We start from the raw sequence: 14,828 nt of genomic DNA on the forward strand, positions 1-14,828 counted from the left end.
TAATTGCCTATGAAGCAAAAAAACATTATCCTGCTTAGCTCTTCTTTGGAAAGGCCTCTCGCCGCTGGCTGGTGCCACCAAATAATCCTTGGCTGCTTGTAGACGACGTGTCGCTAGACACGATGTTGGTATGAAGAATCTTGTGTGACCACTTTCCAGAGAACGACGATGGATTCCCTACTGAAACACATGGTGGACATGACCGGCCACCGCGATCACACCATGCTCGACGTGTCGGTGATTTCGGCGGTCCAGGAACTCGCTTGCGCGTCGCAGACCCGCGTGCTGGCGCTGACCAGCGTGCGTGGCCAGGTGTTCGTGCGCGCGCGCGCCATCATCGTGGCTGGCAGCCCTGCGCGCATGGAAGACAATCCCGATCCGGCCCAGCCCGGCGATCCGCTGTCGGACTATCCCGCGCTGGCGGCCTGCATCGCGCGCCATGAAACGAGCTGCGACACGCTGTGCGCCGATGGCCGCCACCTGCTGTGGCTGCCCATCTGGATCGGCGACCAGGTCACCACCTGCCTGGAAATCACCAATCCCACGCCTTACACGGGCGCCACCATCCAGGTGATCGGCGGCATCGTCAGCGTCTACCGCAACTTCCAGAACCTGCTTGACTACAGCGAACGCGATTCGCTGACCGGTTTATTGAACCGCAAGACCTTCGACGACCAGCTGGCCAAGATCCTGCAATCGCGCGGTGAGCTCGACAGCGAAGCGGGACGCCCGGCCGATGAAGAGCGCCGCCATCACAGCAATACCGAACAGCAATGGCTGGCGGTGGTCGATGTCGATCATTTCAAGCTGGTCAACGACAAGTTCGGCCACCTGTACGGCGATGAAGTGCTGATCCTGATCGCCAACCTGCTGCAGTCGTCCTTCCGCTCGCAAGACCGCATCTTCCGCTTCGGCGGCGAGGAATTCGTGGTGCTGCTGCGCTCGATCACCCTGGAAAACGCGCAGAAGATCATCGACCGTTTCCGCCTCAACGTGGCCAGCCACGATTTTCCGCAAGTGGGCAAGGTCACCGTCAGCGTCGGCTTCGTCAGCATCAGCGCCTTCGAAGCGCCCGTCATCATTCTGGGCCGCGCCGACCAGGCGCTGTACTACGCCAAGAGCCACGGCCGCAACCTGGCCTGCCATTACGACGAACTGGTAGACAAAGGCATGCTGACAGCGATAGCCTCCAACGATACGGCCGAGTTCTTCTGAACGCCTGAGAAAACGTCCATGGCGGCGTTGCCTGGACTCGCCGTACTAATCGTACGCCAGCGACAAAAAGCGCATCGGATCGACCTGCCACTTGGCGGCCGATTCGTGGCCGACGATCTTGTCGCCGCCGCCAAAGCCGAGCCCGCGCGACAGGTCGATGGTTTCCGGCTTGATATAGGCGTTGCTCCTGGTGCTGAAGAACACATTGACCTTGGGCGCCAGCAAATTGCTTTCGTGTGCTTCGATCACCACCGCCAGGCGGCCCGACTCGAGCCTGACCATGGTGCCTACCGGATAGATCCCCACGCAGCGCATGAAGTCCTGCACGAACACGGGATTGAAGTGGAATTTGCTCCATTCATAGATCTTGCGCAGCGCCTCGGCCGCCGGAATCGCCTTGTGGTAGCTGCGCTCGGACGTCAGCGCGTCATACACGTCGACGATGGCGGCCATCTGCGCCAGTTCGCCGATGGCGTCGCCGGCCAGGCCATCGGGATAGCCGCTGCCGTCGCGCCGTTCATGGTGGTGCAGGGTGATATCGAGTGGAATCGGTCCCAGGTCCGGGGTTTGCAGCAGGATGGCGTGGCCGTCGCGCGGATGGCGCTTGACGATGTCGAATTCTTCCGGGCTCAAGGGCCCGGGCTTGTTGAGGATGGCGTCAGGCACCAGCGCCTTGCCCGTATCGTGCAGCAGGCCGCCCAGGCCCGCCTGGTGGGTGGTGGCCGCGTCCAGCCCGCGCGAGCGGCAGAACGCCACCATCAGCGCGCAGACGCTGACCGAATGCAAAAAGGTGTAGTCATCCTTGGTCTTGATGCGCAGCAGTCCCACCAGCGCGCCCGGATTGCGCAGGATCGATTCGGTAATATCGTGCACCATCGGCTGGAGCCGGTCGATTTCCACCGCTTTGCCCAGGCGTGCGTCGGCCATCACCGCGCGCACCATGCCGGCCGCCTGGCGGCGCAACTGGGTGGCGCGCGCCAGTTCCATGCTCAGCGAAATGCGCGCGACGGGCTGCGGCGCGCTGGCAATTTGCACCAGCTCGCTCTCGATGGCGGCGGCTACCTGCGCCACGCTGGGCGCATTCTGCACGTCCAGGCCTTTGGTATTGTCGATCACCACGTCGCGGATGCCGGCGGCGATGATCTTGCGGATTTCGTCCTCGCTGCGCAGCAGGAAACGGTTGCGCACAAACGGGTGCGTCATCCAGTCGCAGCTGAGGTCATGGACATACATCCCCACTTTTAATTGCGAGGCATCGACTTTTTTGAACATGCTTTCATCCCACAAGGCCGTCGGCGTGCGCGCCGGGGCGCATCAGACGCGCTAGAATGAGTATAGCAAAATTGCAAGGCCCGGCAACGCCCCCGCCAGCGCATGGTTTTTATGCCACAAACATCCGTTTCCCTCACCAGATTGCCCGTCCATGGAATTGCGCCAACTTCGCTACTTTGTTGCCATCGTCGACCACGGTTCGCTGTCGCGCGCGGCCCTGACCCTGCATGTGGCGCAGCCGGCCCTGACGCAGCAGCTGCGCCAGCTGGAAGAGGAACTGGGCGTGCAACTGCTGCACCGCTCGGCGCAAGGCGTGCTCAGCACCGATGCCGGCAAGATCTTTTATGAACACGCCCAGGCCATTTTGAAACAGGTGGCCGACGCCCGCTCGGCCGTCACGCAAAGCGCCACGCGTCCGTCCGGCAATGTAACCCTCGGGCTGCCGCACAGTATTTCCGGCGCCCTGGCGCTGCCGCTGCTGCTGGCCGCGCGCGAGCAGTATCCTGAAATTACCTTGCAGCTGACCGAAGAAATTACCGGCAACCTGACCGAGCAGCTGAAATCGGGCCGCATCAACCTGGCCGTGCTGTTTGACGACGGGCAACTGTCGCCGTTTGCCAGCAGCGCGCTGGTGGAAGAAGAGATGCGTTTCATCTGCCGCAGCGATGCACCGTTCGCGCCCGAAGGGCCGGCCATGTCGTTCCAGCAAGCCTTGGCCACCACCCTGATCCTGCCCGGCCTGCAGCATGGCGTGCGCCCGCGCATCGACAGCCGCGCGCGCGCCGCCGGCCTGACAGCGGCGCACGTGATCGAAATCAACTCGATCGCCATCCTGAAGTCGGCCATCCTGGCCGGCATGGGCGCGACCATCCTGCCGGCCGCGCCCATGCTGGCCGAGCTCGACAGCGGCGCCATGCACAGCTACGCCATCCACAGCCCGGTCCTGACGCGCACGGTGGCGCTGTGCGCCTCGAAAAACATTCCGCTCACCAATGCCGGCGCGGCCGTGCAACAACTGGTGCGGCAAGTGGCGGCGCAGCTGTGCGACAGCGGCCGCTGGCAAGGCGCGCACATATTGGACGCCACATAAGATTTTCTTATAGCCCCATCGCCAAGGCGTATTTGCCGCGCCCTCTTCCCCGCCCTACACTGAGGCAGCCGCGTACACGCGGCCATCCCGTCTGCCCAGCGCGCGCCTTACCGGGCGCCGCCGCTTTGCACACGTCATCTGAGCCACCCTTTTGGAGACAGCCATGTCCGTGACCACGGAAAACGGCGCCGCAGCGTTCGTCAGAAACGCCGGTGCCGCGCCATCTGCGCCGCTTGCGCCTTCCCGCTTGACCAGCGTCAGCCTCGACGACAAATACACGGCCACCTCCGGCGCCATCTTCTTGTCCGGCATCCAGGCGCTGGTGCGCCTGCCGATGATGCAGCGCCTGCGCGACCAGGCCGCAGGCCTGAACACGGCCGGCTTTATTTCCGGCTACCGCGGTTCGCCCCTGGGCGGCCTCGATGAAAACCTGTGGAAAGCCAAGCCGCAACTGGAAGCGCATCACGTGCAGTTCGTGCCCGGCGTCAACGAAGACCTGGCCGCCACGGCCGTCTGGGGCTCGCAGCAGGTCGACCTGATCGGCCCGGCCAAGTACGATGGCGTGTTCGCCATGTGGTACGGCAAGGGTCCTGGCGTGGACCGCTGCGGCGATGTCTTCAAGCACATGAACCATGCGGGCACGGCCAGGCATGGCGGCGTGCTGCTGGTGGCCGGCGACGACCATGGCGCCTATTCCTCGACCCTGCCGCACCAGTCGGACCACCTGTTCTCGGCCTCGATGATACCGCTGCTGTATCCGTGCAATGTGCAGGAATACCTGGACCTGGGCATCCATGGCTGGGCCATGTCGCGCTTTTCCGGCTGTACCGTGGCATTCAAGGCGCTGGCCGACACCGTCGAGTCCTCGGCGTCGGTCGATGCCGATCCGTTCCGCGTTACCGTGAAAATTCCACAGGATTTCCAGATGCCCGAAGGCGGCCTGAACGCGCGCCTGTCGAATATTCCGCTGGGCCAGCAGGCGCGCAACCAGGAAGCGCTGATGCAGGACTATAAAATCTATGCGGCGCTGGCCTATGCACGCGAAAACAAACTCAACCACACCACCATCGATAGCCCCAACGCGCGGCTGGGCATCATTGCTTCCGGCAAGTCCTATCTCGACGTGCTCGAAGCGCTGGAAGAACTGGGCATCGACGAAGCGATGGCGGCCGAGGTCGGCCTGCGCCTGTTCAAGGTGGCCATGCCGTGGCCGCTGGAACCGGACAGCGTGCGCGAGTTCGCGCAAGGGCTCGATGAAATCCTGGTGGTCGAAGAAAAGCGCCAGATCGTCGAATACCAGCTGAAAGAGCAGCTCTATAACTGGCGCGACGACGTGCGCCCGCGCGTGATCGGCAAGTTCGACGAAAAAGGCGAATGGGTGGCGCCGCGCGGCGAATGGCTGCTGACCTCGAAGGCGGATTTTTCCGTCTCGCAAGTGGCCAGGGTGATTGCCAGCCGCATCGCGCGGCTGATCTCCGACCCCGTCACCTGCGACCTGATCAAGGCCAGACTGAGCTTTCTGGACGCCAAGGATGCGGTGCTGAAGAAGGCCGTCAACACCCCGTTCCGCCCCGCCTTCTATTGCTCCGGCTGTCCGCACAACACCTCGACCAAGGTGCCCGAGGGCAGCCTGGCGCTGGCCGGCATCGGCTGCCATGTGATGGCCACCTCGATCTATCCGGAGATGAACAAGCTGACCACCCACATGGGCGGCGAAGGCGCGCCATGGATCGGCCAGGCGGCGTTTTCCACCCTGCCCCATGTGTTCCAGAACCTCGGCGACGGCACCTACTTTCACTCCGGCTACCTGGCCATCCGCGCCGCGCAGGCGGCCAAGGTCAACATCACCTACAAGATTCTCTACAACGATGCGGTGGCGATGACCGGCGGCCAGCCGGTGGACGGCCTGATCACCGTGCCGATGATGGCGCAGCAGGTGGCGGCCGAAGGCGTGGCGCGCATCGCGCTGGTGACCGAAGACCTGTCGCGCTATGCCGACCGTTCCAATCTGCCGGCCCACCTGACCTTGCATGACCGCAAGGACATGGATGCGGTGCAGCGCGAACTGCGGGAAATCCCGGGCGTGTCAGTCTTGATCTACGACCAGACCTGCGCCGCCGAAAAACGCCGGCGCCGCAAAAAAGGCGAATACCCGGACGTGGCCAAGCGCATGGTCATCAACGACGCCGTCTGCGAAGGCTGCGGCGACTGCGGCGTGCAGTCGAACTGTGTGTCCATCTTGCCGAAGGAAACGCCGTTTGGCCGCAAGCGCACCATCGATCAATCGTCGTGCAACAAGGATTACTCGTGCGCCAAGGGCTTCTGCCCCAGCTTTGTCACGGTCGAGGGCGGCAGCCTGAAAAAAACCAAAACCGGCACGAATAAAGAGGACAATTTCGGCCCCCTGCCGGAACCCGTGCTGCCGGCCTGCGACGCACCGTACAACATCCTGATCAACGGCATCGGCGGCACCGGCGTGATCACCGTCGGCGCGCTGATGGGCATGGCCGCCCACCTCGAAGGCAAGGGCGCGTCGGTGCTGGACATGACGGGCATGTCGCAAAAGAACGGCTCCGTCACCTCGCACGTAAAAATCGCCGCCACGCCCGCGCAGATCCGCGCCCAGCGCATCGCCACCGGCGAAGCCGACCTGATATTGGGCTGCGACATGCTGACGGCCGGCGCCCAGGACGCGATCTCGAAAATGCGCCCGGGCCGCAGCCTGGCCGTGATCAACCTGCACGAACAGCCGCCGGGCACCTTCGCGCAAAACGCCGACTGGCAATATCCGGCGGCGCAGGTGCGCCAGCTGATCGAGGAATCGGTGGGCGGCGCGGATGCGGCCGACTTTATCGACGCGACCAAACTGGCCACCGCGCTGATGGGCGACTCGATCGCCGCCAACCTGTTCATGCTCGGCTACGCCTGGCAGAAGGGCCGCATTCCGCTGACCGAAGCGGCGCTGCTGCGTGCGATTGAATTGAATGGCGTGGGCATCGAGTCGAACAAGAAAAGTTTCCTGTGGGGCCGGCGCGCCGCCGTCGACGTGCGCAAGGTCACGCAGATCGCCACGCCATCGCAGGCCATCGTCATGCAGATGCCGCAAAGCCCGGACGCGGTGCTCAAGCAGCGCGTGGAGTTTCTCACGGCCTACCAGGACGCGGCCTATGCGCAAGGCTACCTGACCCTGGTCAACCAGGTGCGCGACCGTGAAAACGTGCTGGGCCTGGGCCAGAAACTGGCGCTGGCGGTCGCCAAAAGCTACTTCAAGCTGCTGGCCTACAAGGATGAATATGAGGTGGCGCGCCTGTACACCGATGGCCGTTTCGTGGAGCAACTGCAGCAGCAATTCGACGGCAATTTCTCGGTCAAGTTCAACCTGGCGCCACCGCTGTTTTCCAGGAAAGACGCCAAAGGGCACCTGGTCAAAGCCGAGTTCGGCTCCTGGATGTGGCATGCCTTCAGATGGCTGGCCAAGGCCAGGGGCTTGCGCGGCGGCACTTTTGATGTGTTCGGCTATACGGCCGAGCGCAAGATGGAACGCGCCCTGATCGTCGAATACCGCGAGCTGCTGGCCAATCTGCTGGTCAACCTGACGGCGGACAACTATTCCACCTGCGTGGCACTGGCGGCCCTGCCCGACAATATCCGCGGCTTTGGCCATGTGAAGGAACAGGCGGTGGTGACATATCGCCAGGAGCAGGCACGGCTGCTGGCGGTACTGGCGACAGGCAACAAGCACGCGGCATAAACCAACGCAGCGGCGCGGCCAGTGACAACGCAGCGCTACGGCGCTGCGTTTTTTTTACTCCATGCAACGCCCCACCGTCGCTCCCGGCAGCAGCACCGGTTGCCAGATTTCCTGCAGTTTTTCCGGCGGCGTGCCGGCCAACAAGGCTTGCAGCATTTCGACCATCCTGGCGCCGGCGCGGCGCAGGTCCGGCTGGTCGATGGTGGTGACGTCGAGGCCGATCAGGCTGTCTTCGACACTGCCCCAGACGATCACCGAGATCTCCTTGCCGATGCCAATGCCGGCGTCCATCAGCGCGCGCACCACGCCGACGCCGGACAGATGGTTGTCGACGATGACGGCGGTGGGGCGTGGCGAGCAGGCCAGCAGTTGCTGCATGGCCTGGTAGCCGCTGCGGCGGTCCAGCGCCTGGTCCAGCTGATGGCGCGGGTCGGCCTGCAAGCCCGCTTGTGCCATGCAGCGCAAAAAGCTCTGCTTGCGCTCGTAGGCGAAATGCAGGTCCAGCGGGGCGCTCAGCAGGGCAATGCGCTGGTGGCCATGGGCCAGCAGGAAAGAGACGGCAAGATCGATGCCGGTGTCGTGGTCATAGTCAAAATACGCGTAGGGTGCGTCGATGCAGGTGCGGCCATGGGCGACAAACGGGAAGCCGGCCTGCATCAGGCAGGCGATGCGCTCGTCCTTTACCTTGGTGCGCCCGACCACCAGGCCGTCGACCTGATGGCTGCGCATCATGGTGTCGTACGAGGGCAGTTCGTTTTGCGGCGAGACGGGCGAGATGATCAGGCTCATTTTCGCCGCTTCCACGGCATCGGACATGCCGTTGACCACCGACAGGAACACGCTGTCGCCCAGGTCGTTGGGCAGCAGCGGAAAGATCATGCCCAGCACATTGCTGCGGCCGACCGCCAGGCTGCGCGCCAGCGGATTGGGCTTGTAGCCGACTTTCTTGGCGGCCGCCAGGACGATTTCACGGGTGCGGGAATTGACTTCCGGATAGCCATTCAAGGCCCTGCTGACTGTCGTTTTCGACATGCCCAGGGCGATGGCGAGGCTCTTGAGATTCATGTTGACTACCTGTCTGCAGGGCAAGGGCTAGCTGTCGTAGCCATCGATTATAGCCGAGACAAGCTTGCATGCCGCTGTCATGCACAAGCAGAAATGGTACAAGAACAACATCGCCATCAATATCAAAAAGATATCCCGCAACGCGGGCGCCGGCCCGCGCTGCGTGGCGGCGCCAGATCACTATCGCCATGCCAGCCAAGATACGTATCGATAGCAGGCACTCACCTCAAGCCTTGATCAGAGCGCGACAGTAAGCAGCTGGCGAACAGCCTGGCGCCGCCTGATCAACACCACGGCGGGAGGTCCTGGGCTGATTACTCGGCCATTTCCTGCGCCACCACCGTCAGCCACCATTTTTCGCCCGTCTTGGGCTGGCGCAAGTCGACGGCCTCGCCCATCTGCGGCGTGGCCAGCTTGACGCCACGTTTGGCGGCCAGCGCCGCGATGCGGTCGAACGGCTCATGCCAGGCGTGCAGCCCCAGGTCAAAGGTGCCGTTGTGCACCGGCATCAGCCATTTTCCCTTCAAATCCAGGTGCGCCTGCAAGGTCTGTTCGGGCTGCATGTGCACGTCCGGCCACAGCTTGTCATAGGCGCCGGTCTCGATCATGGTCACGTCGAACGGCCCGTATTGCTCGCCGATCTGCTTGAAGCCGTCGAAATAGCCAGTGTCGCCGCTGAAAAACACGCGCAGTTCCGGCGCCTCGATCACCCACGAGGCCCACAGGGTCTTGTTGCCATCGAACAGGCCGCGCCCCGAGAAATGCTGCGACGGCGTCGCCACCAGGCGCACGCCCTCGAACGTCACGCCCTGCCACCAGTCGAACTGCCGCACCTTGGCCTTGGGGATGCCCCACGCCACCAGGGTGTCACCGACGCCCAGGGGCGTGACGAAATGCTCGGTCTTGGCCGCCAGCGCCAGCACGGCCGCATGGTCGAGGTGATCGTAATGATCGTGCGACAGGATCACGGCCTTGATCGGCGGCAATTCTTCAATGCTGATCGGCGGCTGGTGAAAGCGCTTCGGCCCGGCCCATTGCACCGGCGAGGCCCGCTCGGAAAACACCGGATCGGTCAGGAAAAAATGCCCGTTCAGTTTCAGCAGCAAGGTCGAGTGGCCGAGGCGAAACAGGGTATTGTCCGGTGCGGCCAGCAGTTGTGCCTGGCTCAGGGCTTGCACCGGCACCGCTTTGGTCGGCACCGTGCCCGGCGGCTTACCGACGGCAAAGGCCCACATCAGCTTCATGGTCTCAACGCCGCCCAGCTTGTGCATGGCGACCGGATTGCGGAACTTGCCGTCGACCCGTTGCAAAACGGTCGCCGCAGCAGGTGCGGCGGTGTTGGCAGGCTGCGCGCGCAGGGTGCAGGAACTGATGCTCATCAAGACTCCCAGAAAGATAAGGTGATGCAAGGACATGTGCGGCCGATCGAATAAAACACAAGGAAAATTTACACTACACAGTGTAGTTCTGATTGCAAGCAAAGTAAACCAGGAGGTGTAAAATATTGTTTTCAAAGGAGATTTGATGTCATGGCCTCACCGCAACGCCTGACCGACCGCAAGCGCGTCGCCATCGTCGATGCCGCCATCGCCGAGTTTCGCGAGCACGGTTTCGATGCGACCAGCATGGACAAGATTGCCGCCACGGCCGCCGTATCCAAGCGCACCGTGTACAACCATTTCCCCAGCAAGGACGAACTGTTTGCGGAAATCCTGCAGCGCATGTGGGAAAGCAGCGTGGCCCAGCCGGCCGTGCCCTATGTGGCCGGGCAGCCGCTGCGTCCGCAAGTGCTGGCCCTGGTCGAGCAGAAAATGATGTTGCTGTGCGACCCAGCTTTTATCGACCTGGCGCGCGTGGTGTTTGGCGAAACCATCCATTCGCCCGAGCGCGCCCAGGCCATGGTGGCGCGCCTGAACGAAAAGGAAACCGGCCTCAATATCTGGATCCGCGCGGCCCAGCAGGACGGCCGCATCAAGGCCGGCGAAACGCTGGATGTGGCGCACCTGCTGATGTCGCCACTAAAAACTTTTGCCTTCTGGCCACAGATCACGCTTGGTGAACCGCTATTGAGCCCGGCGCGCCGGCGCGAAGTGACGCAACTGGCCGTCGATATTTTCCTGTGCTACTACAGCGTGGCAAAACACACGGCATAAACCGGCGGCAAGTGGGCGGACAAGGTCTGCCATTGCTCGCCGCCATCGATCGAGTACCAGGCGCCACCGGTGGTCGACGCCATCAGCAGGCTGCGCCCGTCGTCAGCCAGCGCCAGCCCATGGCGGTACACCAGGTCGTAGCAATGCCGCTGCGGCAAGCCATTGCGCAACACCTCGAACGTTTGTCCGCCGTCACGCGTGCGGGTGACGGCCAGCGCGCCGTCGTGCGCGATGCGCAGCACATCGGCCTGCGCCGGCACGAACCAGGCCGTGCCACCATCGCGCGGGTGCACGGCGACGGCAAAACCAAAATGCGACAGCGGCGCGCCGCCAATTTCCTGCCAGTGGTGGCCGCCATCTTGCGAGCGCCAGATGCCGTTGTGATGCTGGCACCACAACATATCGGGCATGGCCTGGCTGCGCACGATGCGGTGCGGGTCCTGCACCGCTTCGTTTTCATCGAGCTCGGGCGGCATATAGTCGGCGCGCATGCCGGTTGAACTCAATACCCAGCTGGCGCCGCCGTCGGCGGTTTGCCACACGCCGCCGCACGATACACCGACCAGCACCTTGTCGCTGTCGCGCGGATCGACGCAGATACTGTGAATGCCGGGCACATCGTAGCCGCCGCCAAACCACTGCGCCCGCTGCGGCACGTTCCACAAGGACTCGACCAGTTGCCAGCTGTCGCCACGGTCATTCGAACGGAACAGGCCGCCGGGCAAGGTGCCGGCCCACAGCATGCCGGGCTGGTCCGCGCCGCCGGCGGCCAGCGACCAGATCTGCTGCACGGTCCAGTCGAACGTATCGCTGCTGTCCGGCGGCCTGGCGGGAAAGGCCGGCATGGCGATCTCCTGCCAGAGCTCGCCATCGACCTCGCGCCGGTGCAATTTGGCGCCGAAATGCCCCAGGTGCAGGGCCGCATACAGGGCGCCGTCGCGGCTGTCGTGCAGCAGCATCGAGACGGGGTCGCCGGCAAACCGCACCAGCGCCAGGGTATTGCCACCGTGCTCGTCAAGATCGCACTGGAACAGTCCCTTGCGGGTGCCCAGATAAGCGCGCTGCCCCATGTCAACCTCCCGAGAGTGCCTGCAATACATGGACTTCGCTGTCCGGGCGCAAGGCGTCGCCGAGCAGCAGCCGGTCGCGGCAGCGCAGGCCGTCGATAAACACCGCCACATGCTGGCGCAGCCGGCCCTGCTAGTCGAGCACATAGCCGCGCAGCTGTGGCTGCTGCGCAAAGGCGGCTTCCAGCGCACTGCGCAAGTCGGCGGCGTCCACCGTCATCGACGGCGCCGCCAGGAAGCGCGCCAGTTGCCGCGTGAAATGCAGTTGCGCCATGCCGTGTCCGCCGAAGATGACCTGCATCCATTCTAGTGCGCTTTGCGGCCGATACAATGGCCATGGCCTAAAATACCCGCAAGCACATCAGGAGGCAGGCATGACAATTACCCCGGAACAATTAGCGCTGCTGATGCAGGAAGTGGAAGTGGCCGACCCGATCGACTTTGCCGACCTGCCCTTCAACGAGCAGGAGTTGCGCGGCCTGATCGCCAACCACCTGTGCGAGATGGCCGACGCCATGGAAAGCTTCACGCCGGAAGACCGCAACCTGGCGCTGCTGGCCGTGGCGGCCAAGCTGGTGCTGGAAAACCTGGTGCTGCATGTGCAGCTGCTGCGCCGCCACGGCCTGCCGGTGGGCGACAGCGTGGAGGCGCTGCTGCAGCGACTCAAGGGTGGCCAGGCCTAAGCTGTCCGCACCGCCCGCGCCTGCAGGGCAAGGTCCGTTTCCGCCACCGCCACGCACGGCAGGATATAGCCGTCCAGTCGCTCGTCGAGGCTGACGCCGGGCCAGTCCACCGTATAGCGCACCTTGCCCTGGGGCATATGACAGAGGCAGGTACGGCAAGTGCCGTTGCGGCAGGAACTGAGCAGGCGGATGCCGGCCAGTTCGGCGGCGGCCAGCAAGGTGGTGTCAGGGCTGGCGGAAAATTGCCAGCCCTGCGGCAGGATGGTGACAGTAGGCATGTGCCCAGTCTAGCAGCCTCGGACGTCCAGGGTGGTCCACTGCGCGCCCGCCGCGTGGCTGCGCAGCACGGCCTCGGCAAACGCCAGCCCGGCCACGCCATCGGTCACGGTCGGCAGCGACCGCGCCGCGTCGGGAATCGCCTCGCCCGCTTGCAGCGCGCGGATGCTGAGCGCCGCATCCAGGTACAGCTGGGCAAACGCTTCCAGATACCCTTCCGGATGGCCGGCCGGCACGCGCGTGGCGTGCCGCGCGGCGGCGCTGTCGACCCGGCCGGGGCGCAGCAGCTGGCGGTTGCCGCCCTGCGGCGTAAACCACAGCGCATTGGGCTGTTCCTGGTCGAAATCGAGCTGGGCCTTGCTGCCGAACAGGCGCAAGCGCACCGTGTTTTCGCAGCCGGTCGCCACCTGGCTGGCCCACAAGGTTCCTTTGGCGCCATTGGCGTAGCGCAGCATCACCTGCACATGGTCGTCCAAGGTGCGGTTCGGCACAAAGGTCGACAGTTCGGCCAGCAGCTGCTCGGGCGTTTGTCCGCTGACAAACTGCGCCAGGTGATAGGCATGCACGCCGACGTCGAGCAGGGTGCCGCCCGGACCGGCTTTGGCCGGGTCGTTATGCCAGTTGCCCTCTGCCATGCCGCCGGCGGCAATCGCCCCGGCCAGCCAGTCCTGCGAATATTCCACCTGCACCAGGCGCAGCTCGCCGATTTCACCGGCCTCGACCATGGCTTTCGCGTGGCGCAGCAGCGGATAGCCGCTGTAGGTATGGGTCAGGGCAAACAGCAGGTTTTTCCGCTGCGCCAGCGCCGCCAGCGCCTTGCCTTCGTCCAGCGAAATGGCCAGCGGCTTGTCGCAGATCACGTGGATGCCCGCTTCCAGGAAGGCGGTGGCCACCGGCGCATGCAGATGGTTGGGCGTGACGATGGCCACCGCCTCGATGCCGTCGGCGCGCGCGGCCTCCGCCTGTGCCATCGCGCGGTAGTCGCTATAGCAGCGCTCGGGCGCCAGATGCAGCGCCTGGCCGCTGTCCAGGGCGCGCGCGGCGTCGGACGACAGGGCGCCCGCCACCAGTTCATACTGGTCGTCGATGCGCGCCGCGATGCGGTGCACGGCGCCAATAAACGCGCCCTGCCCGCCCCCTACCATGCCCAGCCGTATTCTGCGCTGCATCTCAGTCTCCTTGCTTCAGTCCCAGCAACTGCTTGATCTGTCGCGGGTTGACGGCGCTGCCGGCAAAGTCATCGAACGCGTGCTCCGCCACGCGGATGATGTGCTCGCGGATAAACCGTGCGCCTTCGGCCGCGCCGTCTTCCGGGTGCTTCAGACAGCACTCCCATTCCAGCACGGCCCAGCCCGGAAAATCGTACTGCGCCATCTTCGAAAAAATCGCCTTGAAATCGATCTGGCCGTCGCCCAGCGAGCGGAAGCGCCCGGCCCGGTCCTGCCAGTCGCTGTAGCCGCCATACACGCCCTGGCGTCCGTTGGGACGGAACTCGGCATCTTTTACATGAAACGCCTTGATGCGCTCGTGATAGATATCGATAAAGGCCAGGTAATCGAGCTGCTGCAGCACGAAGTGGCTGGGGTCGTACAGGATAGCCGCGCGCGGATGCTGGTTCACGGCATCGAGAAAGCGCTCGAACGTCACGCCGTCGTGCAGGTCTTCGCCCGGATGCAGTTCATAGCAAACGTCCACGCCGGCCGCGTCGAACGCATCGAGGATGGGCAGCCAGCGCCTGGCCAGCTCGGCAAACGCCGTTTCCACCAGGCCGGCGGGGCGCTGCGGCCACGGGTACAGATAGGGCCAGGCCAGCGCGCCGGAAAACGTCACATGGGCCTTCAGGCCCAGGCGCTGCGAGGCGGTGGCGGCCCACAGCAGCTGCTGCGTGGCCCAGGCCGTGCGCGCGGCCGGGTCGCCCTTCACATGTTCGGGCGCAAAGCCATCGAACAGCGCGTCGTAGGCAGGATGGACGGCGATCAGCTGGCCCTGCAGATGGGTCGACAGTTCCGTTACCTGCAAGCCGTAACGCGCCAGCAGCGCGATGACGTCGTCGCAATACTGGTCGCTGGCGGCCGCCTGCTCCAGGTCGAACAGACGCGGCGCCGTCGGCAGCTGCAAGCCCTTGTAGCCAAGGCCGGCCGCCCACTGCGCCAGGTGTTCGAGCGTATCGAACGGCGGCTCGTCGCCGAGAAACTGGGCCAGGAAAATGGCCGGGCCGTGGATGGTTTTCATGGGTATCCTTTAGCCCCGGAATGC

Annotated in this window: 13 protein-coding genes and 1 pseudogene; 6 read left to right on the plus strand and 8 right to left on the minus strand. The window is 64.1% G+C overall.

Translation table 11 applies throughout. From position 1 onward, the window contains the following. Positions 1 to 168: 168 nt before the first annotated feature. Positions 169 to 1,215, plus strand: coding sequence for a GGDEF domain-containing protein (locus ASR47_RS23915; RefSeq protein ID WP_065310269.1), 1,047 nt, complete (start codon positions 169 to 171; stop codon positions 1,213 to 1,215). 45 nt (positions 1,216 to 1,260) lie between these two features. On the opposite strand, the gene ASR47_RS23920 is transcribed toward ASR47_RS23915, so the two are convergent. After that, a complete protein-coding gene (locus ASR47_RS23920; protein WP_065310270.1) occupies positions 1,261 to 2,487 on the minus strand; it encodes an HD-GYP domain-containing protein in 1,227 nt (408 codons plus the stop codon). Positions 2,488 to 2,638: 151 nt separating this feature from the next. On the opposite strand from ASR47_RS23920, the gene ASR47_RS23925 reads away from it, so the two are divergent. Further along, a complete protein-coding gene (locus ASR47_RS23925) occupies positions 2,639 to 3,577 on the plus strand; it encodes a LysR substrate-binding domain-containing protein (protein WP_065310271.1) in 939 nt (312 codons plus the stop codon). Between the two features lie 163 nt (positions 3,578 to 3,740). Continuing rightward, a complete protein-coding gene (locus tag ASR47_RS23930) occupies positions 3,741 to 7,328 on the plus strand; it encodes an indolepyruvate ferredoxin oxidoreductase family protein (RefSeq protein WP_082989129.1) in 3,588 nt (1,195 codons plus the stop codon). Positions 7,329 to 7,382: 54 nt separating this feature from the next. Here the strand turns inward: ASR47_RS23930 and ASR47_RS23935 are convergent, their stop codons facing one another. Then, positions 7,383 to 8,393 (minus strand): substrate-binding domain-containing protein, encoded by a 1,011-nt coding sequence (locus ASR47_RS23935; RefSeq protein ID WP_065310273.1) that lies wholly within the window; start codon positions 8,391 to 8,393, stop codon positions 7,383 to 7,385. A 79-nt stretch (positions 8,394 to 8,472) separates the two neighbouring features. On the opposite strand from ASR47_RS23935, the gene ASR47_RS28255 reads away from it, so the two are divergent. Next, a complete protein-coding gene (locus ASR47_RS28255; RefSeq protein WP_281218463.1) occupies positions 8,473 to 8,607 on the plus strand; it encodes a hypothetical protein in 135 nt (44 codons plus the stop codon). Between the two features lie 100 nt (positions 8,608 to 8,707). Here the strand turns inward: ASR47_RS28255 and ASR47_RS23940 are convergent, their stop codons facing one another. Next, a complete protein-coding gene (locus ASR47_RS23940) occupies positions 8,708 to 9,772 on the minus strand; it encodes an MBL fold metallo-hydrolase (RefSeq protein WP_082989130.1) in 1,065 nt (354 codons plus the stop codon). Between the two features lie 150 nt (positions 9,773 to 9,922). Here ASR47_RS23940 and ASR47_RS23945 point away from each other — a divergent pair, with 150 nt between their 5' ends. Further along, the gene (locus tag ASR47_RS23945; RefSeq protein WP_065310274.1) at positions 9,923 to 10,546 is read left to right on the plus strand and encodes a TetR/AcrR family transcriptional regulator; all 624 of its coding nucleotides are present in this window, start codon (positions 9,923 to 9,925) and stop codon (positions 10,544 to 10,546) included. Here ASR47_RS23945 and ASR47_RS23950 read toward each other — a convergent pair. Both ASR47_RS23950 and ASR47_RS23955 read right to left on the minus strand, forming a co-directional pair. Continuing rightward, positions 10,519 to 11,616, minus strand: a complete 1,098-nt coding sequence (locus tag ASR47_RS23950) for a WD40/YVTN/BNR-like repeat-containing protein (protein WP_065310275.1) — start codon at positions 11,614 to 11,616, stop codon at positions 10,519 to 10,521. The genes ASR47_RS23945 and ASR47_RS23950 overlap by 28 nt on opposite strands. A 1-nt stretch (position 11,617) precedes the next feature. Next, positions 11,618 to 11,887: pseudogene (locus tag ASR47_RS23955) on the minus strand (ubiquitin family protein). A 100-nt stretch (positions 11,888 to 11,987) separates the two neighbouring features. Between ASR47_RS23955 and ASR47_RS23960 the strand changes: the two are divergent. Beyond that, entirely contained in the window at positions 11,988 to 12,296 is a 309-nt protein-coding gene (locus tag ASR47_RS23960; protein ID WP_065310276.1) for a hypothetical protein, read from the plus strand. Here ASR47_RS23960 and ASR47_RS23965 read toward each other — a convergent pair. The 3 genes from ASR47_RS23965 to ASR47_RS23975 are packed head-to-tail and all read right to left on the minus strand — an operon-like array spanning position 12,293 to position 14,804. Continuing rightward, complete coding sequence (locus ASR47_RS23965) at positions 12,293 to 12,574, minus strand: 2Fe-2S iron-sulfur cluster-binding protein (protein ID WP_065310277.1); 282 nt, start codon at positions 12,572 to 12,574, stop codon at positions 12,293 to 12,295. The genes ASR47_RS23960 and ASR47_RS23965 overlap by 4 nt on opposite strands. 9 nt (positions 12,575 to 12,583) lie before the next feature. Next, a complete protein-coding gene (locus ASR47_RS23970; RefSeq protein WP_065310278.1) occupies positions 12,584 to 13,741 on the minus strand; it encodes a Gfo/Idh/MocA family protein in 1,158 nt (385 codons plus the stop codon). Between the two features lies 1 nt (position 13,742). Then, positions 13,743 to 14,804 carry a sugar phosphate isomerase/epimerase family protein gene (locus ASR47_RS23975; protein WP_065310279.1) on the minus strand — a complete coding sequence of 354 codons (1,062 nt, stop codon included), beginning with the start codon at positions 14,802 to 14,804 and terminating at the stop codon, positions 13,743 to 13,745. Positions 14,805 to 14,828: the final 24 nt, after the last annotated feature.

The organism is Janthinobacterium psychrotolerans (assembly GCF_001677885.1).
GTDB classification, from domain to species: Bacteria; Pseudomonadota; Gammaproteobacteria; order Burkholderiales; family Burkholderiaceae_D; genus Janthinobacterium; species Janthinobacterium psychrotolerans.

Bases quoted from the DNA above. Each gene is read 5' to 3' on its own strand.
- ASR47_RS23915 (WP_065310269.1), top strand. From the start codon at position 169: ATGGATTCCCTACTGAAACACATGGTGGACATGACCGGCCACCGCGAT.
- ASR47_RS23920 (WP_065310270.1), bottom strand. From the start codon at position 2,487: ATGTTCAAAAAAGTCGATGCCTCGCAATTAAAAGTGGGGATGTATGTC.
- ASR47_RS23925 (WP_065310271.1), top strand. From the start codon at position 2,639: ATGGAATTGCGCCAACTTCGCTACTTTGTTGCCATCGTCGACCACGGT.
- ASR47_RS23930 (WP_082989129.1), top strand. From the start codon at position 3,741: ATGTCCGTGACCACGGAAAACGGCGCCGCAGCGTTCGTCAGAAACGCC.
- ASR47_RS23935 (WP_065310273.1), bottom strand. From the start codon at position 8,393: ATGAATCTCAAGAGCCTCGCCATCGCCCTGGGCATGTCGAAAACGACA.
- ASR47_RS28255 (WP_281218463.1), top strand. From the start codon at position 8,473: ATGCACAAGCAGAAATGGTACAAGAACAACATCGCCATCAATATCAAA.
- ASR47_RS23940 (WP_082989130.1), bottom strand. From the start codon at position 9,772: ATGAGCATCAGTTCCTGCACCCTGCGCGCGCAGCCTGCCAACACCGCC.
- ASR47_RS23945 (WP_065310274.1), top strand. From the start codon at position 9,923: ATGGCCTCACCGCAACGCCTGACCGACCGCAAGCGCGTCGCCATCGTC.
- ASR47_RS23950 (WP_065310275.1), bottom strand. From the start codon at position 11,616: ATGGGGCAGCGCGCTTATCTGGGCACCCGCAAGGGACTGTTCCAGTGC.
- ASR47_RS23960 (WP_065310276.1), top strand. From the start codon at position 11,988: ATGACAATTACCCCGGAACAATTAGCGCTGCTGATGCAGGAAGTGGAA.
- ASR47_RS23965 (WP_065310277.1), bottom strand. From the start codon at position 12,574: ATGCCTACTGTCACCATCCTGCCGCAGGGCTGGCAATTTTCCGCCAGC.
- ASR47_RS23970 (WP_065310278.1), bottom strand. From the start codon at position 13,741: ATGCAGCGCAGAATACGGCTGGGCATGGTAGGGGGCGGGCAGGGCGCG.
- ASR47_RS23975 (WP_065310279.1), bottom strand. From the start codon at position 14,804: ATGAAAACCATCCACGGCCCGGCCATTTTCCTGGCCCAGTTTCTCGGC.